Origin of the sequence: Zobellella sp. DQSA1 (genome assembly GCF_041950555.1) — a bacterium.
GTDB lineage: Bacteria > Pseudomonadota > Gammaproteobacteria > Enterobacterales > Aeromonadaceae > Oceanimonas.
The window spans coordinates 1,115,776-1,138,682 of the sequence record NZ_CP169531.1; the positions used below are offsets into that span (position 1 = coordinate 1,115,776).

At 59.6% G+C, this 22,907-nt stretch carries 19 protein-coding genes and 2 tRNA genes; 8 read left to right on the forward strand and 13 right to left on the reverse strand.

Going from position 1 to position 22,907, the window contains the following annotated elements; translation table 11 throughout:
* Window positions 1-284 precede the first annotated feature (284 nt).
* From asd to ACEVBK_RS05390, 5 genes are all read right to left on the reverse strand, one after another.
* Window positions 285-1,388, reverse strand: a complete 1,104-nt coding sequence (gene asd / locus ACEVBK_RS05370; protein WP_375057565.1) for an aspartate-semialdehyde dehydrogenase — start codon at window positions 1,386-1,388, stop codon at window positions 285-287.
* Between the two features lie 113 nt (window positions 1,389-1,501).
* Complete coding sequence (locus ACEVBK_RS05375; RefSeq protein ID WP_375057566.1) at window positions 1,502-2,041, reverse strand: MltR family transcriptional regulator; 540 nt, start codon at window positions 2,039-2,041, stop codon at window positions 1,502-1,504.
* A gap of 39 nt (window positions 2,042-2,080) precedes the next feature.
* Entirely contained in the window at window positions 2,081-3,232 is a 1,152-nt protein-coding gene (locus tag ACEVBK_RS05380) for a mannitol-1-phosphate 5-dehydrogenase (RefSeq protein ID WP_375057567.1), read from the reverse strand.
* A 60-nt stretch (window positions 3,233-3,292) separates the two neighbouring features.
* Complete coding sequence (locus tag ACEVBK_RS05385) at window positions 3,293-5,179, reverse strand: PTS mannitol transporter subunit IICBA (protein ID WP_375057568.1); 1,887 nt, start codon at window positions 5,177-5,179, stop codon at window positions 3,293-3,295.
* Window positions 5,180-5,608: 429 nt separating this feature from the next.
* The gene (locus ACEVBK_RS05390; protein ID WP_375057569.1) at window positions 5,609-6,517 is read right to left on the reverse strand and encodes a lysine exporter LysO family protein; all 909 of its coding nucleotides are present in this window, start codon (window positions 6,515-6,517) and stop codon (window positions 5,609-5,611) included.
* Window positions 6,518-6,997: 480 nt separating this feature from the next.
* Here ACEVBK_RS05390 and ACEVBK_RS05395 point away from each other — a divergent pair, with 480 nt between their 5' ends.
* The 5 genes from ACEVBK_RS05395 (at window position 6,998) to ACEVBK_RS05415 (ending at window position 12,038) form a co-directional block, all read left to right on the forward strand.
* Entirely contained in the window at window positions 6,998-7,765 is a 768-nt protein-coding gene (locus ACEVBK_RS05395; RefSeq protein WP_375057570.1) for an ABC transporter ATP-binding protein, read from the forward strand.
* A 42-nt stretch (window positions 7,766-7,807) separates the two neighbouring features.
* On the forward strand, window positions 7,808-8,584 hold the full coding sequence (locus tag ACEVBK_RS05400) for an ABC transporter substrate-binding protein (RefSeq protein ID WP_375057571.1): 777 nt from the start codon (window positions 7,808-7,810) through the stop codon (window positions 8,582-8,584).
* A 48-nt stretch (window positions 8,585-8,632) separates the two neighbouring features.
* Window positions 8,633-9,373: an ABC transporter permease gene (locus ACEVBK_RS05405; protein ID WP_375057572.1), complete on the forward strand. Its 741-nt coding sequence runs from the start codon at window positions 8,633-8,635 to the stop codon at window positions 9,371-9,373.
* A gap of 3 nt (window positions 9,374-9,376) precedes the next feature.
* Window positions 9,377-10,069 carry an ABC transporter permease gene (locus ACEVBK_RS05410; protein ID WP_375057573.1) on the forward strand — a complete coding sequence of 231 codons (693 nt, stop codon included), beginning with the start codon at window positions 9,377-9,379 and terminating at the stop codon, window positions 10,067-10,069.
* Window positions 10,070-10,685: 616 nt separating this feature from the next.
* Window positions 10,686-12,038 carry an acylphosphatase gene (locus ACEVBK_RS05415; RefSeq protein ID WP_375057574.1) on the forward strand — a complete coding sequence of 451 codons (1,353 nt, stop codon included), beginning with the start codon at window positions 10,686-10,688 and terminating at the stop codon, window positions 12,036-12,038.
* Between the two features lie 154 nt (window positions 12,039-12,192).
* Here ACEVBK_RS05415 and xthA read toward each other — a convergent pair whose 3' ends face one another.
* Both xthA and ACEVBK_RS05425 read right to left on the reverse strand, forming a co-directional pair.
* Window positions 12,193-13,002, reverse strand: coding sequence for an exodeoxyribonuclease III (gene xthA, locus ACEVBK_RS05420; protein WP_375057575.1), 810 nt, complete (start codon window positions 13,000-13,002; stop codon window positions 12,193-12,195).
* 48 nt (window positions 13,003-13,050) lie between these two features.
* Window positions 13,051-13,812: an SDR family oxidoreductase gene (locus tag ACEVBK_RS05425; protein ID WP_375057576.1), complete on the reverse strand. Its 762-nt coding sequence runs from the start codon at window positions 13,810-13,812 to the stop codon at window positions 13,051-13,053.
* Between the two features lie 189 nt (window positions 13,813-14,001).
* On the opposite strand from ACEVBK_RS05425, the gene ACEVBK_RS05430 reads away from it, so the two are divergent.
* A complete protein-coding gene (locus ACEVBK_RS05430; protein WP_375057577.1) occupies window positions 14,002-15,024 on the forward strand; it encodes an efflux RND transporter periplasmic adaptor subunit in 1,023 nt (340 codons plus the stop codon).
* On the forward strand, window positions 15,011-18,100 hold the full coding sequence (locus tag ACEVBK_RS05435) for an efflux RND transporter permease subunit (protein WP_375057578.1): 3,090 nt from the start codon (window positions 15,011-15,013) through the stop codon (window positions 18,098-18,100). Before ACEVBK_RS05430 ends, ACEVBK_RS05435 begins: the two co-directional genes overlap by 14 nt.
* 82 nt (window positions 18,101-18,182) lie before the next feature.
* Here ACEVBK_RS05435 and wrbA read toward each other — a convergent pair whose 3' ends face one another.
* The 3 genes from wrbA to ACEVBK_RS05450 form a co-directional block, all read right to left on the reverse strand.
* Window positions 18,183-18,782 carry an NAD(P)H:quinone oxidoreductase gene (wrbA, locus tag ACEVBK_RS05440; protein WP_375057579.1) on the reverse strand — a complete coding sequence of 200 codons (600 nt, stop codon included), beginning with the start codon at window positions 18,780-18,782 and terminating at the stop codon, window positions 18,183-18,185.
* Between the two features lie 197 nt (window positions 18,783-18,979).
* Window positions 18,980-19,064 (reverse strand) — tRNA-Tyr (locus tag ACEVBK_RS05445).
* Between the two features lie 56 nt (window positions 19,065-19,120).
* Window positions 19,121-19,205: transfer RNA gene (locus ACEVBK_RS05450), tRNA-Tyr, on the reverse strand.
* Between the two features lie 123 nt (window positions 19,206-19,328).
* Between ACEVBK_RS05450 and ACEVBK_RS05455 the strand changes: the two genes are divergently transcribed.
* Complete coding sequence (locus ACEVBK_RS05455; protein ID WP_375057580.1) at window positions 19,329-19,805, forward strand: VC2046/SO_2500 family protein; 477 nt, start codon at window positions 19,329-19,331, stop codon at window positions 19,803-19,805.
* On the opposite strand, the gene ACEVBK_RS05460 is transcribed toward ACEVBK_RS05455, so the two are convergent.
* The 3 genes from ACEVBK_RS05460 to ACEVBK_RS05470 form a co-directional block, all read right to left on the reverse strand.
* On the reverse strand, window positions 19,802-20,884 hold the full coding sequence (locus ACEVBK_RS05460; protein WP_375057581.1) for a ketoacyl-ACP synthase III: 1,083 nt from the start codon (window positions 20,882-20,884) through the stop codon (window positions 19,802-19,804). The two genes, ACEVBK_RS05455 and ACEVBK_RS05460, sit on opposite strands and share 4 nt — an antisense overlap.
* A gap of 104 nt (window positions 20,885-20,988) precedes the next feature.
* Window positions 20,989-21,366 (reverse strand): thiol-disulfide oxidoreductase DCC family protein, encoded by a 378-nt coding sequence (locus ACEVBK_RS05465; RefSeq protein ID WP_375057583.1) that lies wholly within the window; start codon window positions 21,364-21,366, stop codon window positions 20,989-20,991.
* A 65-nt stretch (window positions 21,367-21,431) separates the two neighbouring features.
* The gene (locus ACEVBK_RS05470; RefSeq protein ID WP_375057584.1) at window positions 21,432-22,907 is read right to left on the reverse strand and encodes a carboxypeptidase M32; all 1,476 of its coding nucleotides are present in this window, start codon (window positions 22,905-22,907) and stop codon (window positions 21,432-21,434) included.

Consider the following 22,907-nt stretch of genomic DNA (forward strand, 5'->3'; position numbering starts at 1 on the left):
CCGATCCTAACCCGGGGCGATAATTTGAACAAGCGGGAAGGAGGAAATCGTAGCGGCGTCGGCCCACGCGAATGGCCTCTTTTCGCTCCCGCGAATTTATCCCTTGTCACTCCCGAGAAGGCGGGAGTCCATCAAACCCAGCCAGGATCAAGACCTGTGCCGGCCGCACCTGGATGTCCGCCTTCGCGGGCATGACGGATTTTTGGGATCGGCGTTGCGGCCAGGCGCAAGCCCAAAGAAAACGCCCGCCGGGGGCGGGCGTTTGAACATGGCCGGAGGCCGGTTCAGGGCAGCAGGTGCAGCATGCGGCGCAGAGGCTCGGCGGCGCCCCACAGCAACTGGTCGCCCACGGTGAAGGCGGACAGGTACTCGGGGCCCATGTTCAGCTTGCGCAGGCGGCCCACCGGCACGGTCAGGGTGCCGGTCACGGCGGCCGGGGTCAGCTCTTCCATCGACAGCTGGCGGTCGTTGGGGACCACCTTCACCCAGTCGTTATGAGCGGCCAGCAGTTGCTCGATGTCGGCAATCGGCAGGTCCTTCTTCAGCTTGATGGTAAAGGCCTGGCTGTGGCAGCGCAGGGCGCCGATGCGCACGCAGAGGCCGTCCACCGGAATGGCGGCGCCGGTCTGCAGTATCTTGTTGGTTTCGGCCTGGCCTTTCCACTCTTCCCGGCTCTGGCCGTTCTCGAGCTGGACATCGATCCAGGGGATCAGGCTACCGGCCAGGGGCACGCCGAAGTTGTCCACCGGCAGGTCACCGCTGCGGGTCTTCTCGGTGATCTTGCGTTCCAGCTCCAGGATGGCGGAGCCGGCATCGGCCAGTTCGGTAGCCACTTCATCACGCAGCTGGCCCATCTGGGTTACCAGTTCGCGCATATGGCGGGCACCGCCACCGGAGGCGGCCTGGTAGGTGGCCACGGAGACCCACTCCACCAGATCCTGCTCGAACAGGCCACCCAGTGCCATCAGCATCAGGCTGACGGTACAGTTGCCGCCGACAAAGGTCTTGACGCCGCCTTCCAGCGCCTGCCGGATCTGCTTGCCGTTCACCGGATCCAGCACGATCAGGGCACTGTCGTCCATGCGCAGGGCAGAGGCGGCATCGATCCAGTAGCCGTTCCAGCCGGTGGCGCGCAGCTTGGGATAGACTTCCTTGGTGTAGTCACCGCCCTGGCAGGTGAGTACCACATCCAGCGCCTTGAGGGCGTCGATATCGAAGGCATCCTGCAGGGTACCGGCGTCTTTACCGAAGTCGGGGGCAGGTTGGCCGGCCTGGGAAGTGGTGAAAAAGACCGGATCGATACGGGCAAAATCGCCCTCTTCCACCATGCGGCTCATCAATACGGAGCCGACCATGCCACGCCAGCCGACCAGACCTACTTTTTTCATAATCAAATGTCCTTCCTTTGGAAGTGAATAAACAGGAATACCCTGTTCACAATACTGATTGAGCGCAAAGGTGCAAGGGGCAAAGGGGGTTAGGGCGGGGATTTTTGGGCGCTTCAGCCGGCAACCAGCGGGTTGCTGCGCATCATTTCGTTACAGGCGGCCACCACCGCCAGCGCCAGCGAGGAGCGGATCACTTGCTCCTGACGTTGCTGCTGCATCTGCAGCAAGCTGGGATCCAAGTCGCCGGCCGGGGACGGCACCACAAAGGGCTGCACCTCCATGGCGGCCACCATATGCAGGGCCTTGAGTGGTTCGGCGACTTCCGGGTCGGTAAGCCGGTATTCCTGGCCCTGGCTGTTGAGGTAGTCCCTGAGCTTGAGCAGCCGGTCGATATCCTGGTACAGCTGCTGCGAAATGATGCCGAGGCCGTAGAGCAACTTGAGCCGTACCGCCAGATCCGCCAGTGGCCCGGTGGTGCCGAGCAGCGGTTCGACCGCGAACTTGACCGCGTAGTCGTCCTTGCGAAAGACTTTCTGGATCAACTGGTCGAGCATGTCGTCGAACACCTCGACCATGGCGATCACGAATCCCCGGGCGGAAGGGGTCTGGTTAAGGCGTTCGAATATGTCGGCTTCTTGCTCGCGGCTTATCATGTTCTGGCTCTTACACTGCTCAATGTTATCCGGCCCGGCTCAGCGGCTGAGCTCGCGGTACCTCTGTTCTATCTGTCCGGCGACGGCGCTGTCGGCATCCAGCCCGGTGTAGTGGGCCAGGGTGGCTTTCAGCCCCTCTGCCGCCAGCCGCTGCTGCAACTCCACCGCCTGGGGATCGTCCTCGTTGCGGTAGCAGAAGGCGGCGGCTATGCCTTTTAACAGATTTGCGTTGTCGATGCCATATTCCAGGGTGCCGAGCAGGGGCTTGATCAGCCGGTCCTCGGGGCCCAGCTTGCGGATGGGCTGGCGACCGACCCGGTCGATTTCGTCCACCAGGTGGGGATTGGCGAAGCGGCCGAGGATCTTCTCTATATAGGCGTGGTGTCGGGCCTGGTCGAAACCGTAGCGCCGGATCAGCACGGCGCCGCTTTCCTGCATGGCGGCTTGTACCTGCTGTCGGATCATTGGGTCGGCGATGGCTTCGCCGATGGTGCGGTAGCCCGCCAGGGCGCCCAGGTAGGCGGTGATGATATGGCCGGTGTTGAGGGTGAACAGCTTGCGTTCGACAAAGGCCATCAGGTTGTCGGTGAGCTCCATGCCGGCAATGGCGGGGACGGGGCTCTTGAACTGGGTCTGGTCCACTATCCATTCGCTGAAGGTTTCCACGGTAACCGCCAGGGGATCCGAGGTATCGGTGGAGGGCGGTACTATGCGGTCTACCGCCGAGTCGACAAAGCCGACGTACTGCTCCAGGTCAGGCAGGTAGCGGGCGTCCAGATACTTGAGCACTTCGCTCTTGAGGAAGCTGGTTCCACGCACCTGGTTTTCACAGGCGATGATATTGAGCGGGGAGCGGTTGCCGCGCTCGAAGCGTTGCTGCAGGCCATCGGCCAGGGTCTTGGCGATCAGGGTGAGCACGGTCGGTCCCACGGCGGTAGTGATCAGGTCGGTGCCGGCAATCAATTCCAGCAGCTCGATCTCGCGGGAGTCGATGGCGTCGACGCCGGTGACGATGTCGGTGCGCACTTCCTGGCCGACGATATGCACCGGGTAGCTGTGGCGGCGCTGCAGTTCGTCGACCAGTTGGGGGTTGACGTCGGCGAAGGTCACGCGGATGCCGGCGTCGGCCAGCAGTTTGCCGATAAAGCCGCGGCCGATATTGCCGGCGCCGAAGTGGATGGCGGTTGTCATAGGTTCACCTTGTAACAGGGGGCCGTTATCCGGCCCCGACAATCATAAGTGGGGCCTGGCTCAGGCCGGATTAAGCACTTTCAGTACCTCTTCCACGCTCTGGGTGCTGGTCAGCCGGGCGATAACGGCGTCGTCGTCGAGGGCGCCGGTGATGGCGGCGATCACGTCGAGATGCTCGTTGTTGCGGGCGGCGATGGCGATCACCAGCTTGGCGATATCGTCTTCGTCGTCACCGAACTTCACCCCTTGCGGGTACTGGCAGACGATGACCCCGGTCTGTTTCACCGCGTCCTTGGCGTCGCTGGTGCCGTGGGGCACGGCGATGGACTCGCCCAGATAGGTGGAGGTCAGTCGTTCCCGGGCCAGCATGGCGTCCACGTAGGACGGTTCCACATAGCCGCCCTTCACCAGTTGCTCGCCGGCAAAGCGGATGGCTTCTTCCTTGTTGGCGGCGCTCAGGCCCAGGTGGATGTTTTTTGCCTGCAGCCGGAAGGGGGCATTGTCGTCCTGCGCTGTCGTTTCGGCCGGTGCCGGTTCGGCGGCCGGGGTGCGCGCCTTGCTCAGTCGGGCAACCAGGCTGTCGTACAATGAGCCATCGAGGAAGTTGGTGAGCGAGATATGCTCGGCCTGGGGCGCGTGGCGACGGGCCCGGTCGGTCAGGTCCCTGTGGGTGAGCACGATATCGACGCTGTCGTCCAGGTTGTTGATGGCCAGGTTGCTGACCGAGATGCCGAGCCCTGCCGCCGCGACCTTCTTGGCCAGCATGCTGGCCGCCATGGCGCTGGAGCCCATGCCCGCATCGCAGGCTACGATGATCTTGCGTACCGCTGCCGGATCCTTGGTGATGCTGGCGGCCGCGCCCTTGCTCTCGGCCTTCATCGCCTGCACCCGGGCGGCGGCGGCTTCCAGCTCGTCACCGCTTTCGGTTTGGCGCTGGGTCTTCAGCAGCAGGGAGGCGATGATAAAGGAGACTGCCATCGAGGCCAGTACTGCTAATACTACCCCGAGGTGAGCACCGCGGGGAGTCATCAGCATTACGGCGAAGATGGAGCCGGGAGAGGCCGGGGCCTGCAGGCCGGCATTGAACAGGGTCAGGGTGAAGACCCCGGTCATGCCGCCGGCGATGACCGCCAGGATCAGGCGCGGGTTCATCAGCACATAGGGGAAGTAGATCTCGTGGATCCCCCCGAAGAAGTGGATGATGGAGGCGCCGGCGGCGGATTGCTTGGCGTTGCCGCGGCCGAAGAACATGTAGGCCAGTAGCACGCCCATGCCCGGACCCGGGTTGGCTTCGATCAGGAAGAAGATGGACTGGCCGAATTCACTGGCCTGCTGGATGCCGAGCGGGGTAAAGATACCGTGGTTGATGGCGTTGTTGAGGAACAGAATCTTGGCCACTTCCACGAAAATGGAGGTCAGCGGCAGCAGGCCGGCGTCCACCAGGAAACCCACGCCGGCGGCCAGGGCCGCGGACATCAGCTTGACGAAGGGGCCGATCAGCAGGTAAGCGACGATGGCGCAGAGCATGCCGATGATACCGGCGGAGAAGTTGTTGACCAGCATCTCGAAGCCGCTCTTGACCTTGCCTTCGATGGCCTTGTCGAAATGCTTGATGGCCCAGCCGCCGGCGGGGCCGACGATCATGGCGCCCATGAACATGGGGATATCGGTGCCCACTATCACCCCCATGGTGGTGATGGCACCGACCACGGCGCCGCGATCGCCGCCCACCAGTTTGCCGCCGGTGTAGCCGATCAGCAGCGGCAGCAGGTAGGTGATCATGGGGCCGACCATGGTTGCCAGGGTTTCGTTGGGCAACCAGCCGGTGGGGATGAAAAGGGCGGTGATAAAGCCCCAGGCGATAAAGGCGCCGATATTGGGCATCACCATGTTGGACAGGAAACGTCCGAAGTTCTGAATTTTGATCTTGCTGTTCTGGGATAGCATAACTTTAACCCCGCCTGGTGCGATGTCAGTTCCGTTGTCGGTAGGCGATAGCAACGCCTGGTTGTTGAGCTCGAGAGAAATCTAACACTTCTACGGAAAACGGGAGTCGGGGAGCGATTTATCGTGATCAGCCTCTCTTTTTGTAATCTGTCCTGGCATTTTTAAGGTGATAATGATCACATTATTAGATGGTAATTTTGCAACATTTAACAAAATGAAAGAGCAGTAACGGTTGTTTTGTGATTTAAGTCACGTTAATAGTCGATTGGATGGTTTGATTTTTAGTGATTTAGGTCACATTTTAGATAATATTATTTTTATTCAAGATAAGATGAGGTGATTTAAATCACGTTTTAATGGCGGAGTGTCGACTCCCGGGGCCGGGTGGCCGCCGGACTCGTCGATATGAAATAAAATTACAGGCTGGGATCAGGCGGCGAGGGAAAGGAAGCTCAGGATGAATACCGGCGCGGCCAGGCTCAGGATAAAGCCGGAGACGATGGCCATGGGAACCACGGTGACTCCGCCGGAACGTTGCAGCACCGGTAGGGTAAAGTCCATGGCGGTGGCACCGCCGTAGCCGATGGCGCAGGAGGGATGGCGGCGCATCAGCGCCGGGATGATCAGGATGGCCACCAGCTCCCGGGCCAGGTCGTTGAGAAAGGCTGCACTGCCGAGCACTGGCCCCAGTTGATCGCTGATCAGGATGCCGGACAGGGAATACCAGCCGTAGCCGGAAGCGAAGGCCAGGCCGTGGGTCAGGGGCATGTCGAGCAGCCAGGCGCCGGCCAGACCGCCCAGCCAGGAACTGCTCATTACCACCAGGGCGATGGCCAGACCCCAGGGGTTGAGCAGTATTTGCCGCAGTTTCATGCCGGAGTTACGCAACTGGACGCCGATCAGTAGCAGTAGCAGCATCAGCGCCCATTCGCTCAAGCTGTCCACCGCGAACCATTCCGGGTCCAGGAACTGGCCGAGCAGGACACCGCCGACAATTACCAGGCACAGCTTGGCGGAGTCCAGCAGCAGGGCCCACTTGCTGATGTAGGGGGCACCCCGTTCACCGCTGAGCCGGCCCCGTTTGACATCGAGCAACCACAATCCGGCCAGGTTGGCCAGGGTGATACAACCGAGAAACACCAGGCAGACGCTGAAAATAGTGCCCAGGTGGGTGCTCAGGTTATCGACGAAGGCGAGACTGATGCCCATCAGAAACAGGATCAGATAAACCATGCGCGCTACTGAGACATTGATAAAATGAACGATGGATTGGGAGCGACAGGGAATGCAATAGCCCAGTGCCAGGGGCAACAATACGATAAGCAAGCCGGAGTACATAGGGTTTATCTTCCAATTTATTGATGTGGCTGGATTTTTAACCGCCGATTCCATTTCCGACAGAATACGTGAGCCGATATGGAAAAAAAAGCCGAATATTTGCGGCCGTGAGTGAATGCAGACACGATTTCAATCGCATGGCGGGCAGGCCGTATCCGCATTGTCGGTGGGATCCTGCAGCTAACCCTTTGGTATTATTTTGAATAAATCTGCATGGGCCGGAGCCACAACCGCCACCGTTCGTCAGGGGAGAGGGGGAAGGGGACTTTCTTGCTGATGATTTATTCGCTATTTGTGAATAATTTTATACTGCCAATGGATGCTTAACTTGTATAAAAAACCGACCAACAAGGTGATGTGGAGGTGATTATGTTGTTATTGGCCCGAACTGATGGTAATTTTCCGGTAGCGGTTAACAAGTCGTTAACCATGGATGAAATACATGCCGCCCTGTCGGCATCGGGAAGAAAGGTCTAACGGATGAGTAAACCTGCCCTGGAAGTGTCGGGCCTGCACAAGCATTACGGCTCCCTGGAAGTGCTCAAAGGTATCGATTTAAGTGCGGTCAACGGCGATGTGATCTCCATTATCGGTTCTTCCGGATCCGGTAAATCCACTTTCCTGCGCTGCATCAACCTGCTGGAAACCCCTTCGGCGGGTGAGGTGAGGGTGCATGGCGAACTGATCGAAATGCGCACCAACAAGGCCGGTGAGAGAGAGCCGGTGAGCATGCGTCAGGTGGAGCGGATCCGCTCCCGGCTGGCGATGGTCTTCCAGAGTTTCAATTTATGGTCTCATATGACCATACTGGAAAATATCATCGAAGTGCCGGTACACGTGCTCAAGGTGCCGAAGAAAGAAGCCATCGACAAGGCCGAGGCCCTGCTGCAGAAGGTCGGGCTCTATGAGCGACGGGAGTATTATCCCGGTCACCTGTCCGGCGGGCAGCAGCAGCGGGCGGCCATCGCCCGCGCCCTGGCGGTGGATCCCGAGGTGATGCTGTTCGACGAGCCAACCTCGGCGCTGGATCCGGAGCTGGTGGGCGAAGTACTGGGGGTCATGCGCGGGCTGGCGGAAGAAGGCCGGACCATGTTGGTGGTCACCCATGAGATGAGTTTCGCCCGAGACGTCTCCAACAAGGTGATGTTTTTGCATCAGGGAATGGTGGAAGAGCAGGGGGATCCCAAGCACGTTTTTGCCCACCCCAGCTCCGAGCGGTTCAAGCAATTTATCTCTTCGGTTTATTAACAAACGAGCAATATCAAGGACGTTACACAAGGAGTAAGGCTTATGAAAAAATTGTTGGTTGCAGGCGCCATGATGGCCGCACTGGCTACAGGCGCGGTTCAGGCCCAGGACTGGAAGACCGTACGCTTCGGCATCGAAGGTGCCTATCCTCCCTTTTCCTGGACCGATGAAAGCGGCCAGCTGCAGGGCTTCGACGTCGACATGGCCAATGCCCTGTGCGAGCAGATGCAGGTGCAGTGCCAACTGGTGGCCCAGGATTGGGACGGTATCATCCCCGCGTTGCTGGCGCGCAAGTACGACGCCATCATCGCCGCCATGTCCATTACCGAGGAGCGCAAGCGCACCGTCGACTTCACCGGCAAATACGCCCTGGTGCCCAACAAGTTTGCCGCCAGGAAAGGGGCTGAGCTGGACCTGAGCAAGGACGGCCTGGCCGGCAAGCGCATCGGCGTGCAGATCGCCACCACCCACGACAAGTACCTGACCGACAACTTTGGCAGGGAGGTGTCACTGGTGCGTTACGGCACCGCCGACGAGGCTTACCTGGATCTGAAAGCCGGCCGTATCGACTATGTGTTCCTGGATGCCACCGCCATCGAGGAAGGTCTGCTCAACAAGGAAGGTGGCGATGCCTTCGAGTTCGTCGGCCCTTCGGTCACCGATGAGCAGTGGTTCGGCGAAGGTTTCGGTATTGCCGTACGCAAGCAGGATCAAAAGCTGAAGGAGATGCTGAACCAGGCGATCCTGGACTTGCGTGAAAGCGGCAAGTACCAGGAAATCAACGGCAAGTACTTCGAATACGACGTTTACGGCGGTTAATCAGCGGTTACCGGCCCCGGTTCGGGGCCGGTATGATAGGAAGTCGTTATGCTGGATCTGAAAGGATACGAAAGCGCCCTGATGGAAGGGGCCTGGGTGACCATAGAGGTGGCCCTGTTGTCATTATTGCTGGCGGTGACCCTGGGCTTGCTGGGGGCGCTGGCCAAACTCTCATCATTCAAACCTGCCCGCTGGCTGGCTACCGGCTACACCACCGTGATCCGGGGGATTCCGGATCTGGTGCTGATGATGCTGATCTTCTTCGGCGGTCAGGTACTGCTCAATAACTCCCTCTATTCGCTCAATCAGACGCTGAACGAGTGGGTGGGGGGCGGCAGCCCCGATCACCAGTGGGTCAGCTATCTGCCCGACTATGTGGAAATCAGCCCCTTTATGGCGGGCATCATCACCATCGGCTTTATCTTCGGGGCCTATATGACCGAGACCTTCCGCGGTGCGATTCTGGCGGTGGACAAGGGCGAACTGGAAGCGGCCCGGGCCTACGGCATGACCTCGACCCTGGTGTTTCGGCGGATCCTGTTTCCGCAGATGATGCGCCACGCCCTGCCGGGCCTGGGCAACAACTGGCTGGTATTGCTCAAGACCACGGCGCTGGTGTCCATCATTGGTCTCGATGACATGGTACGCAAGGCATCGCTGGCGGCGGGTGCCACCCAGTTGCCCTTTACCTTCTACATGGCGGTGGCCGTGATCTTCCTGCTGTTCACTACCCTGTCCACCTCCATGCTCAAGTGGGCCGAGCGCCACTACGCCATTCAGACGAGGTAAACCATGGATTTTTCAATAGTCGTTAATGAATGGGATGTCTACTGGCAGGGGCTCTACACCACTCTCTTCCTGGTGGCCATCTCCTTGTTGCTGGGACTGCTTATCGCGGTGCCGGTTGGCATTTGTCGCAACAGCCACAACTGGCTGATCAAGGGGCCGGCCTGGGCCTATATCTACTTTTTCCGCGGTACGCCCCTGCTGGTGCAGCTATTCCTTATTTACTATGGGGCAGGGCAGTGGGAATGGCTGCGGCAGTCTCCGGCCTGGTCCCTGTTCAGCCAGGCCTGGTTCTGCGCCATCCTGGCATTTACCCTCAATACCGGGGCCTATACCGCCGAGATCATCCGTGGTTCCATCAACGCCATGCCCAAGGGCCAGATCGAGGCGGCCTATGCCTATGGCATGAGCAAGCTCACCACCCTGCGCCGTATTATCCTGCCCAACTCTTTCCGCCGCGCCCTGCCGGCCTACAGCAACGAGGTGATCTTTATGTTGCACGGTTCGGCGGTGGCGGGGGTGATCACCATCGTGGATCTGACCGGTGCCGCCCGTATCGTCAACTCCCGCTACTATTCGCCGTTCGAGGCCTTCCTGGCGGCCGGCCTGGTCTATATGTGCCTGACCTTCCTGCTGGTGTGGGGCTTCCGCAGACTGGAGAACCGCTGGTTCCGCCATCTGAAGCCGAGAACGGCTTAAGGGCGGTGACTGGGGACTGGGGATTTGGGACTCTTGCCCAATCCCCAATCCCCAATCCCCAATCCCCAATCTCCACTGTGGTAGACGCGGCTTCAGCCGCGTGGCGGGCAGCGCCGGTTCCAAAAATCCGTCATGTCCGCGAAGGCGGACATCCAGGAGCGGCCAGAACAGGTATTGCTGCTGGCGGGGGTTGATGAACTCCCGCAGTGACATGAAGCAGGATCACGCTGTTGAAACCGCGACTACGGGGTGGGGTGATGTCCCCAATCCCAGAACTTGCTCAATTCTCGAAGCTAGCCCAAAGCGGGGGAGTTGAGGGGGGAGCTACACCATAGTGACGATATCCCGGGTGTTTACCGTCGGTAACTGGGGCTCAATGCTGGCTTGGTTGCTGTAGCTCGGTTAGTTTTTGGGTAAAGGGGCTGGTTGACATGAATACTTGAATCAGTCAACTGTATTACTTCTCCGACTGCAACTTTTCTGTTGCCATTACCTTGGTCATTCATTTCATCAATGTGATACACACCATAAAAATTATTTAGAAAATGTAATGCGATTGATCACTCCCATGTGAACCATTATGATGCAGTATGTAACCTCGCCAAAAGGAAATATAATGAAAAATACTAATATAAAAATGACTGCATCATTGAATACTCTACCTGTTTTTAATGGGGAAGCCCAAGCTTATGATTTTGATGAAAGTCAAATATTTTCAACAATGCTCGGTATCAATCGTATCATATTACGTCGTTCCTTATACGAGAGGAATATAAAGATAGATATTTGGAATGATGAAGACGGGATTCCTCAGTGGACTGCAATGGGGATAAATAAATCGGTGAGGTTTCGATATGCCATGCCATCGTATACGTCTAATGCCACAAGAAAAATAACAAACAATAAAGATGAAACAAAGAAATATCTAGATGCCCAGGGTGTATACACTCCCAAAGGTATAATCATTGACTCCAAAGATTACGATAAGGCTATAACTTGGTTCAGTCAGCTTGAGCATAAGAAAGTTGTTGTGAAACCCGTTGCTGGTTCTGGGGGGAAAGGTGTTACATCATCCATAACATCTGAAAATGACGTGATTTCCGCAATGCAGGGTTTATCATCGAAGAGAGTTGTTTTAGAAGAGCATATTGATGGTGATGACCATAGGATTCTAGTTGTTGGAGGTAAATTTATAGCAGCAATTAAAAGGATTCCTGCTTTTGTGATAGGCGATGGAGTGTCTTCTATAGAGCAGCTTGTTGACGCCAAAAACAAGACTCGCTCCAGTAATCCATATACCGGAAGATATCCTATCAAGCTAAGTAGTGATGTGTTATCAAGACTTGAAAGGAGTGGGCTATCACCGTCCAGTATTGTTCCAGCGGAAACGAGGGTAAACCTTCAAACTATCGCTAATGTCGGTGCTGGTGGAGATAGTGAGGATGTTACAGGGGCAGTCCATCCGGATTTTATGAGAATTGCTGAAGACTGCTGGAGAGCGCTCCCGGAGCTAGCATACTGTGGTATTGACCTAATAGCTGATGATATAAGTAAGTCTCCAATAGAACAAAGATATGCAGTTATAGAAATAAATGCTAACTGCGACATATCCATGCATCACTTTCCAACTTGTGGTATGCCAATTGACGCAGCTGGAGCGATAGCTGATTATTTATTCCCTGCCGATCCCGTAGCGGAGTGTGTTGCAATAAAGATAGAGGTTAAAGGTAAGGTTCAAAAAGTTGGATTTAGAAAATGGATGGGCAAGCAGGCTATGATGCTTGGTATAAAAGGATTGTGCAAAAATACATCTTTAGGAACGGTGGAAGCTTTTCTTGAGGGAAGTGAATATGCTGTTAGTGAAATGATTAAATTGTGCACAAGAGGGCCGGGGGAATCCTATCCGGCTGAGATCATTTTTGAAAGTGCTCCTTTCATTGGTTTCAAGTCTTTTTCTATTGAAAAATGAATCTGCGTGGGGCCTAATTAAGGCCCTAGTTTATTTTATTTAATTATTATCTTAGTGAGTTATCGCCATCGGTATACACCCGCGGATGATATATCATATTCTCCTCCACCTGAAATAGCTCCGGGCATTCGGAATACTCTATCTCTATGTTTGCTCAATTCCCGAAACTGGCCCAGATAGGCGCGTGATCCGAGGGCTTTTCCAGCCCGCGTAACTCGTAATCGATGCCGGTGTCGGTCAGCTGTGCCGCCAGCGGGTGGGTGGCGAGGATAAGGTCGATGCGCAGGCCACGGTTGTCGTCAAAGCCCCTGCTACGATAATCGAACCAGGAATAGGTCTGGTTTTCCTCCGGATGCTGCAGTCGCCAGGTATCCACCAGGCCCCATCCCAGCAGCCGGTTCATCCATTCCCGTTCTTCCGGCAGGAAGGAGCACTTGCCTTCACGCAGCCAGCGTTTGCGGTTGGGTTCGCCGATACCGATATCCAGGTCGGTGTGGGAGATGTTCATGTCGCCGATGATCACCAGGGCCTCGTCCGGCTGGTGATGCTCATTCAGATAATGCTGCAGGTCTGCATAGAAGCGGGTCTTGGCCGGAAACTTGGTTTCGTGGCTGCGGTTTTCCCCCTGGGGGAAATAGCCATTGAGTACGGTGATCTGGCTGCCGTCGGGGCGGGCGAAGCGGCCGATGATCATCCGGCGCTGGGCGTCTTCTTCGTCGGTGGGGAATCCCTTGCGGATCTCCAGCGGCTCCTCTTTGCTCATCAGGGCCACGCCGTAGTGGCCTTTCTGGCCGTGAAAATGGACTCGGTAGCCCATGGCCTCCACTTCCGCCAGCGGAAAGACGTCGTCGTGCACCTTGGTTTCCTGCAGGCCGATGATGTCCGGCTGGTGCTTGTCGATCAGTGCCTGCAACTGAGGCAGGCGAGCCCTGAGACCATTGATATTGAAGGAGATAACTTTCATAAGGATGCCAATATAATCAAATTTGGCATCATGCTAGCAGAAAGCGGCCTAGTCGGCAGCCGGGCCGTCGGGATAGATCATCCGTTTGCTCATGCCGCCGTCGATAATGTACTCCTGGCCGGTGATGAAACCGGCTTCGGAAGACAGCAGGAAGCGCGCGAGTGCGGCCACGTCTTCGGCTTCGCCGACCCGTCCTACCGGATGCTGGCGGTGATCTTCCGGGCCGGGCGCCGAACCTGACTGGTCCGGTTGCAGGTGGTTGACGTCGATCCAGCCGGGACTGATGGTGTTCACCCTCAGCTCCGGTCCCAGGCTGATGGCCAGGGCGTGGGTCAGGGCGATGAGCCCGCCCTTGGCGGCGGCATAGGCCTCGCTGTCGGGCTCCGATTGGTGGGCCCGGGTCGAGCCGATATTGATGATGGCCGAGCCCGGCCGCAGCAGACCGGCCATGTGCTTGCAGATCAGCATGGGGCCGGTGAGGTTGACCGCCAGCACCCGCTGCCAGTGGGCCAGGGACAGGTGATGAATCGGCTCGTGGTAGGGCAGGCTGACGGCGGCGTTGTTGATGATGCCGCTGAGCCGTCCGAACTGGCGTTCAACCAGCCGGCTCAGGGTTTGTACCGACTGTTCATCGGATACATCCAGATGCACCAGTTGCAAACCCGGCAACTGGGCTTCATCCAGCTCGGTCAGGGCGTATTTATCGATATCGAGCCCCAGCACCTGGTAGTCGTGTTGCAGAAAATAGCGGGTCATGCCCAACCCCAGGCCGCGAGCCGCCCCGGTGATCAGAATTTTTCCCTGGCTCATGCTGCCTCCTTGACCAAAAGTAATGCCGGCATCTCGGGTCTTTTACTAAGCGTAGTGGGATTTTTCGCGACTGCTCGGGGTCTCGCAAGAGGACCTGCCACACTTTGTCACAATCTTTCCCGCCGTCTGACATAGTCTGGGGGATTTAACAGGGTAAACTGGAGCGGGCGTTAGAGATGGGATGGAATAATGTTGAATAATAACAAATACGTGGGGCTGTTCTGCGGCTGTCTGCTGGGGCTGTCGATGTCGGTGTCGGCCCAGAGCGGTCCCGTGGTTTCCACGGTGCGGGTAATCGAGCAGTCGATCCAGGCCGAACTGGAGTTGATCGGTACCCTCAAGGCTAACCAGGAAGTGGCGATTGCGCCCCAGGTCAGTGCCCGGGTGACTCAGGTGCACTTCGTGCCCGGACAGCGGGTACAGCGCGAGCAACTGCTGTTGAGCCTGGACGACAGGGCGGCCCAGGCGGCGGTGAAGGAGGCGGAAGCCGCGCTGATGGACGCGCGCCGCATTCTCGGCAATTTCCAGACCCTGTTTGGTCGCAAGGCGGTGACCCAGACCGAGCTCGAAGGCCAGCAGGCGGCGGTGGCCATGGCCGAAGCCAAACTGCAGGCGGCCCGGGTGCAGGCCGACTACCTGAGCCTGCGCGCGCCCTTTGCCGGTGTGATTGGCCTTTCGGACGTGGCACCCGGCATGCTGCTGGCGGCCAATACCGCGGTGGCGGAGTTGCTCGATCTCAGTACCCTCAAGCTGGATCTGGCGGTGCCGGAAAAATATTTTCGCCAGCTCAAGGTGGGTGAGCAACTCACCGCCATTACCGATGCCTACGGTGAACAGGTCTTTATCGGCGAATTGGCGGTGATCGCCCCCAGCGTGAACCTAGACACCCTCACCGCCGGAGTTCGGCTGGTGTTCGACAACAGCGGCGGCCTGCTGGTGCCGGGGATGCTGATGCGGGTCAGGCTGCCGCTCGACAACAGCGTGCAGGCGGTGATCCCGGCTCAGAGCCTGCTTTATGCGGGTAACCAGCGTTATGTATTCGTGGTGGACGAGGAAGGCAAGGCCAGCCGGCGCAGCGTGGAGATCGGTCGCAACATGGGGGATTCGGTCACCATTACCCAGGGCCTGCTTCCCGGCGAGCAGGTGATCAGCGAAGGCACCGTCAAGGTGCGCGACGGCATGCAGGTGGAGGTCAAACGTGAAGCTCTCTGATGTTGCCATCGCCCGGCCGGTGATGGCCATCGTGCTCAGCCTGATGTTGTGCGTGTTCGGCCTGATCTCCTTTCTCGAGCTGCCGCTGCGGGAGATGCCCGACACCACCTCGCCGGTGGTGACGGTGCGCACCGATTACACCGGCGCCAGCGCCAGCGTGCTGGAAACCCAGGTGACCAAGCGGCTGGAGGACGAGCTGTCGGGCATCAGCGGCGTCAAGTTCATCAGTTCCACCACCACCGACGGCCGCTCCAGCATCACCATCGAGTTCGATCCCAGCCGGGATCTGGACAATGCCGCCAGCGACGTGCGCGAGGCGGTGGCCCGGGCTTCCCGGCGCCTGCCTTCCGAAGCCGATGCACCCATCGTCACCAAGGACACCGGGCGCAACGACGTTATCCTCTGGGTCACCCTGAGATCCACCGGCATGTCGCCGCTGGATCTGGGCGATTATGCCCAGAACGTGCTGGCGGACCGCTTCAGCCTGCTCGACGGGGTCAGCTCGGTATGGGTGGGGGGACGCAAGGAGCGGGTAATGAACGTGCGCCTGGATCCCGCCGCCATGGCGGTGCGGGGCGTGACGGTAGACGATATTGCCGCCGCCCTGAGATCCCAGAACGTGGAATTGCCCGCCGGCACCCTGGAAAACACCCAGCAGAACTTTGCCGCCCGTATCCAGCGCGGCTATGACCAGGCGGTGAATTTCGAGACCCTGACCATTCGCCGTATCGGCACCGGGGACAGGGTGTACCTGCGCGACGTGGCCCAGGTATGGGAAGGCGAAAAGCCCGAGGATACCCTGTTCCGCTCCAACGGCCAGAACGTGGTGGGCTTGGGCATCGTCAAGCAAACCCAGGCCAACACCCTGGACGTGGTGGCGGTGGTGAAGGAAGCGGTGTTGGCCCAGCAGCCTTTCCTGCCGGTAGGCACCGAACTGACCTGGACCTACGACAGCTCGGTGTTTATCGACAGCGCCATCAGCGAGGTTTACCAGACCCTGATGATCACCATGGCCCTGGTGGTACTGGTGATCTACATTTTCCTGGGCCAGGTTCGGGCCACCCTGATCCCGGCGGTGACGGTGCCGGTGTCGCTGGTCAGCGCCTTTATCGTGGCCTCCGCCATGGGATTCACCGTCAATCTTATCACCCTGATGGCGCTGATCATGGCCATCGGCCTGGTGGTGGACGACGCCATCGTGGTGCTGGAAAACATTTACCACCATCTGGAGCGGGGGCGTTCCCCCCTGGCCGCCGCCTATCACGGCACCCGGGAGGTAGGGTTTGCGGTGATCGCCACCACCCTGACCCTGATCTCGGTGTTCCTGCCCATCGTGTTCATGGGCGGTATCATCGGTCGCATCTTCACCGAGTTCGCGGTGCTGCTGGCGGCGGCGGTGGCCTTTTCCTCCCTGGTGGCACTGACCCTGACCCCGGTGATGAGCAGCAAGCTCCTCAAACCCCACAGCCAGTCCGGTTGGCTGGCCCGCCATTTCGACGCCGGTTTCGCCTGGCTGGAGGGGCGTTATCGCCGCCTGCTCGGCAGCGAGCTGGGCCATGTGTGGTGGGCGCCGGTAGTGATGGCGGCGGCGCTCGGACTGATTGCCCTGCTGTTCCGTGAAATTCCCCAGAGCCTGACACCGAAGGAAGATCGGGGCGTGGTGTTCGTCATGGTACGCGGTGCCGAGGGCGCCAGTTTCGAGCGCATGAGCCGGGCCATGGGCGAGGTGGAAGCGCGCCTGACTCCGTTGATGGAAGATGGGGTGGTGACCAGCCTGACGGTGCGAACCCCTGGTTTCGGTGGTGGGGTCAACAGCGGCATGGTGATCGCCGCCCTGGAGAGCTGGAACAAGCGGGACCTGTCGGCGGAGGAGCTGGTGGGGCGTATCCGCAGCCTGACCCGGGACGTGGCCGATGTGCTGGTGATCCCGATTCTGCCGTCTTCGATTCGTAGCGGATCCACGTCGCCGGTGGAGTTTGTGCTGGGCGGTGCCGATTACGACGAGCTGTATCTGTGGGCCGAACAACTCAGGGAACTGGCGCGGCAGAACCCGGGTCTGAGCGACCTGGATCTGGATTATGCCGAGACCAAACCCGAACTGCTGGTGGCGGTGGATCAGCAGCGGGCCGCCAAGCTCGGCATTTCGGTGACCGATGTGGCCGACAGCCTGAACGTGATGTTGGGCGGTCAGGCGATCACCACCTATGCCCGCCAGGGAGAGGAATATGACGTTTACCTCAAGGGACGGGACGATGCCTTCAGCCGGCTGAGCGATCTGGCCGGCATCTACCTGCGCAGCAGCAACGGCGATCTGGTGTCGCTGGACAACCTGGTGCAGCTTAACGAGCAGGGCGCTTCGCCTTCGCTCAACCACTACAACCGCAAGAAGGCGATCACCCTGAGTGCCAACCTGGTCGGCAGCTACAGCCTGGGGGAAGCGCTGGATTACCTGGACGAACTGGTACGGGAGCAGTTGCCCGAGCAGGCGACGGTCGACTACAAGGGCGAGTCGCTGGAGTATAAGAACAACCAGGGCGACGTGGCCTTCGTGTTCGGGCTGGCGCTGGTGGTGGTGTTCCTGATCCTGGCGGCCCAGTTCGAAAGCTTTATCCACCCCTTTATCGTGCTGCTGACGGTGCCCCTGGGGTTGCTGGGCGGCTTGTTGGGGCTTTATCTGGCGGGCATGACCCTCAACGCCTACAGCCAGATCGCCATGGTGATGCTGATAGGCCTGGTGACCAAGAACGGCATATTGATAGTGGAGTTTGCCAACCAGCTGCGGGACCGGGGGTTGCCGTTTCACGAGGCGCTGGTGGAAGCGGCGGTGCGCCGCCTGCGGCCGATACTGATGACCGCCTTTACCACGGTGGCGGGCTCGATTCCCTTGATCCTGGCCAGCGGCGCCGGGGCCGAAAGCCGTCAGGCGGTGGGGACGGTAGTGTTTGCCGGGGTGGCCTTGGCCACCCTGCTGACGCTCTTTATCGTGCCGGCGATGTACCGTATGCTGGCGCGTCATACCACCTCGCCGGAGCACCAGCAGCGGTTGCTGGATCAGGCCTTGCAAGAAAAGGTGTGAGAGAGCGGCAAGCGATAAGCCGGAAGATAAAACGGGAAGCCTTTGGCTTCCCGTTCTGTTCAATGCACGCTGTCCAACGGCTTCAGCTCAGCCTGGCCGTCATTTTGGCGACATGTTCGCCCTGGAAGCGGGCCATGTCCAGTTCCTGCTGGCTGGGCTGGCGGCTGCCGTCGGCACCCGCTATGGTGGCGGCGCCGTAGGGCGATCCGCCGTGCAGCTCCTTGAGGTCGGTCAGGGCCGGGCAAGAGTAGGGCAAGCCGACGATCATCATGCCGTGGTGGGCCAGGGTGTTCCAGGTTGAGGTGATGGTGGTCTCGTTGCCGCCGCCGGTGCCGGTGGAGGTGAAGACGCTGCCAATCTTGCCGATCAGCGCTCCTTCTACCCAGAGGCTGCCGGTCTGATCCCAGAAGTTGCGCATCTGGGCGCTCATGTTTCCGAAGCGGGTGGGAGTGCCGACGATGATGGCATCGTAGTCGCCCAACTCCTTGGGGCTGGCGACGGGCGCCGCTTGGTCGGTTTTGGCGCCGCTCTTGGCCAGCGCTTCTTCAGGCACCAGCTCGGCCACCCTTTTTATCACCACTTCGGTGCCGGGAACCTGCTCGGCGCCTTCCTTGATCGCCTGGGCCAGGGTTTCGATATGGCCGTACATGGAGTAATAGAGAATCAGTATTTTTTTCATCATGTATCTCCTTGGCTGGATGCGTTGAGGAGTATAGATGGTGTTAATGAAAGGTAATACAGGGAGGACTGAAATAGTTCTTAACTGGGTGGATGATATGCGAGGTTATCTCTGTTTCCGATATTTCGTACCTTTACCGAGGAGACGGGGGGTATTATCGAATTAAAAGGGCCGCTGCGATATCGCAGCGGCCCTGAAGATGGTGGAGGGGACTGGATTCGAACCAGTGAAGGCGGAGCCGTCAGATTTACAGTCTGATCCCTTTGGCCACTCGGGAACCCCTCCACGAGTAAACTTTTTTATATTGTAGATTAGCGCACGCAGCAATAATCAAGAATGAATGGTGGAGGGGACTGGATTCGAACCAGTGAAGGCTGAGCCGTCAGATTTACAGTCTGATCCCTTTGGCCGCTCGGGAACCCCTCCACACTTTGTGGGGCGCATACTACCAAAAAGATTCGGCTTGTGAACCCCTTGAAAGTAATTTTTTGCTAAAAAAAGACAACTTGCTGCCGATAACAGTTTAAATGCCTAATATTTGCACTTTTTATGCTGCCAGACATCTCCGCCAACCTGCTAGTCAATGACAGCCAGCTCGGTGACAGCCTTAATCGGGCGGTCCAGCAGGGGCGCCGTGGCGATTTCGGTTTGCTGTTGGCACTGTTGTCGGATGATGCGCGGGATCTGCCGCGTCTCGACGAGCCGAAAGACGCGCAGGGAGAGCCCGACTGGCGACGCCATTTCGAATTGCCCGCCGCCAATCCGTTTTATGCCGAAGAGCAGGACCGTATTCGCGCGCCGCAGCTGTCGGCCCTGGCCGGAGCTCTGCAGCAAGACAGCCTGCGGCTGTTGTTGGCGATGCGGGCCGAACCGCTGCGGGTGACTGATGCACGGTTGCCGGCGGAGGTCAGCGGCAACCTCAATCCGCGCACCCTGGCACGGCTGGAAGGGGAACTGCAGGTGGGGCTGCCGGTGCAGCCCGCCCGCATGCTGGAAGTGCTGGAGTCGGTCAAGGCGATGGCCTAACCCTGGCGGGCCCGGCGACAGCCTTCGATGGCGGGGGCCAGCAGCTCGAGTGCCGTCTGCTCGCAGGGCGGCAGGACGGCATCGGACTGGGCCAGGGGAGTGACCCGTTCGCCCCAACGGACCAGGCCTGCGCCCCAGGTGAGGCCCGCTCCGAAGGCGGCGGTCAGCAGCAGGGCCCCCGGTTTGATCCGGCCCTGTTCCAGAGCTTCGCACAGGGCAATGGGTACGGTGGCGGCGGAGGTGTTACCGTATTGGCCGATGTTGATCATGACTTTTTCGTCCGGCAGCGCCATCTTCCTGGCCAGGGTTTCGATGATGCGGATGTTGGCCTGATGGGGCAGCAACAGATCGATGTCCTGCTCGCTCACGCGGGCCTGCTCCAGTACGAAACTGGCGGCGTCGCCCATGCCTTTCACCGCCCGCTTGAAGATTTCCTTGCCCTCGAAATTAACCTCGAACAGGCCGTCCACATGCTCGAAACGGCGCCGGCAGGTGCCGGAGTCGGGCACGGCGAGGATATCCCTGGCCTCCGCATCACAGCCCAACTGGTCGGCAATCAGCCCCAGCGGCTCATCGCTGGCTTCCAGCACCACGGCGCCGGCGCCGTCGCCGAACAGCACGGCGGTGTCCCGCTGGGTCCAGTCCAGGTAGTGGGTCAGCCGCTCGGCACCGATCACCAGTACCCGCCGCATGCTGCCCGCCCTGATCAGGGCGCTGCCCACACTCAGGCCGTAGATAAAGCCGGTACAGGCGGCGTTCAGGTCGAACACCGCGGCGCGACCGGCACCCAGACTCTGCTGTACCGCCGAAGCGGCACTGGGCACCAGGCTGTCGGGACTGGCGGTGGCCAGGATGATGCCGTCGAGCCGTTCCGCGTCCAGTCCGGCGGCGGCCAGGGCATGGCGGGCGGCGACCGTGGCCAGGGTGGAGGTATTCACATGGGCGATACGACGGGATTTGATACCGGTACGGCTATAAATCCAGTCGTCGGAGGTGTCGAGAAAGGTGCCGAGATCGTCGTTGCTGAGGGCGGCGGGAGGCAGGCATTTGCCCCAACCGGTGATATTGGCGTAGCGCATAGCAAGCCCGCTTGTCTGTTTGTAGGGTCAATGAGCCTGATTATGCCTTAGCCACCGGAGACTGTCATGTAAACGCAACATGATTAGAGCAGGTCATCGGTAAGTTACAACCGCCCTTCCTGCTCCAGTCGGCGCCTTACCCAGGTACGGTACAGCCAGGACAGGCCAGGACGGATCAGCGGCAGCCCGATAAACCAGGCCAGGAGCTTGAGCCGCGGGACCCTTTTCATCAGCAGGATATAGGCATCCAGCTCCGAGAAGATCTCGCCGTCGGCGGTTTGCACGTGCAGCTCCTGTAAGGCCTTCTGCGGGCTGATCCCCAGGCTCAGCAGCACCTCTTCCCGTCCGGTAATATCAAACCAGTAGATGTCGTCACCGCCGGTCCCGGCCCAACGCTCATAACGGGCCCTGTCCTTGATACAACCTTCACAGCTGCCATCGTAAAACACCACCAGTTGGTGGCGGGGCTTTTTTCCGTCCATTGCATTGCCCTCCTGGGCTTGAGGTCGCGCGTCCGTGCACGCCTGTTGCTTAAGCGTAGCCTGAATCAGGCCAGATATCTCTGCTCCAGGTGCAAGCGGAAGGGGGCGGGATCCAGTGCCTGGCCGGTGGCCCTGCCGAGCAGGGTGCCGGTTTCCAGCAGACTGGCGTGCTGCCAGATGTGCTGTTGCAGCCAGCCGAAGATGGCGGGCAGATCCTCGCCGATGAGCCTGTCCAGCGGGCCCAATTGCCGCTGCATGGCCGCCGCCTGCTGGGCGGCATAAATGGCGCCCAGGGTATAACTCGGGAAATAGCCGAAGCTGCCGTCGGTCCAGTGGATATCCTGCAGGCAGCCGTTCTTGTGATTGCCCTTGGTGGACAGCCCCAGGTATTGCTGCATCAACTGATCCCAGCGCTCGGGCAGGTCCCGGGCCTCCATCCGTCCCTCGATCAGATCCCGCTCTATCTCGAAGCGCAGCATCACGTGGGCCGGGTAGGTCACCTCGTCTGCGTCTACCCGGATAAAGCCGGGTTCGACCCGGGTATAAAGCCGGGCCAGGTTGTCCGGGGCAAAGGCCGGCTGGGGGCCGAAGTGCCGCTCCAGCATGGGGGCCAGCCGGGCCAGAAACGCCGGATGCCGGGCCAGTTGCATCTCGAAGAACAGGCTCTGGGATTCGTGTACCCCCATGGATCTGGCCTGGCCGGCCGGCAGCTTGCGCCAGTGTGCGGGCAGGCCCTGCTCGTAACGGGCATGGCCGGTTTCGTGGATGATGCCCATCAGGGCCTGGGTGACGTCCTGCTCATCGTAGCGGGTGGTGAGTCGGACGTCCTCGCCGACCCCGCCGCAGAAGGGGTGGGCGCTGACATCGAGCCGGCCGTGGTCGAAGTCGAAGCCGAGCAGGGCCATCACCTCCAGACCCAGCGCCTTCTGTTGCGCGGTGGGGAAGGGGCCGTCTGGCTTCAGTACCTGCTCATTGCGTTGCCTGTCCTGTACCTGCCGGATGAGGTCGGGCAGCCAGCCCCCGAGGTTGCCGAACAGCTGGTCGAGTTGCCGGCTGCGCATCCCCGGTTCGTATTGCTCCAGCAGGCTGTCGTAGCGGGACAGGCCGAGGGCCTCGGCCCGAGCGGAAGCGGCCTGGCGGGACAGGTTCAGCACCTCCTCGAACAGGGGCAGGAAACCGGCCCAGTCATTGGCCGGGCGCAGGCTGCGCCAGGCGTGTTCGCAGCGCGAGCCGGCCAGGGACCGGGCGCGCACCAGATCGGCCGGCAGCATGTTGGCGTCGCGCCAGGCGCGGCGCATTTCGTGCAGGCTGACGCCCTGCTCCGGCGTTAATGATTCGGCTTCGGCGGCGGCAAACCAGTCGGGCAGGTGGGTGTCCTGTAGTTGCCGGTGGCAGAGTACCGCCAGGGTACCCAGGGCTTCGGCCCGGGCCTCGTTGCCGCCGGGCGGCATCATGGTGGCCTGATCCCATCCGCAAATGGCACCCAGGTGCTGCAGGTGGTGCAGCTGTTCAAAATGTTCCACCAGTGCGGTGTAAGACAT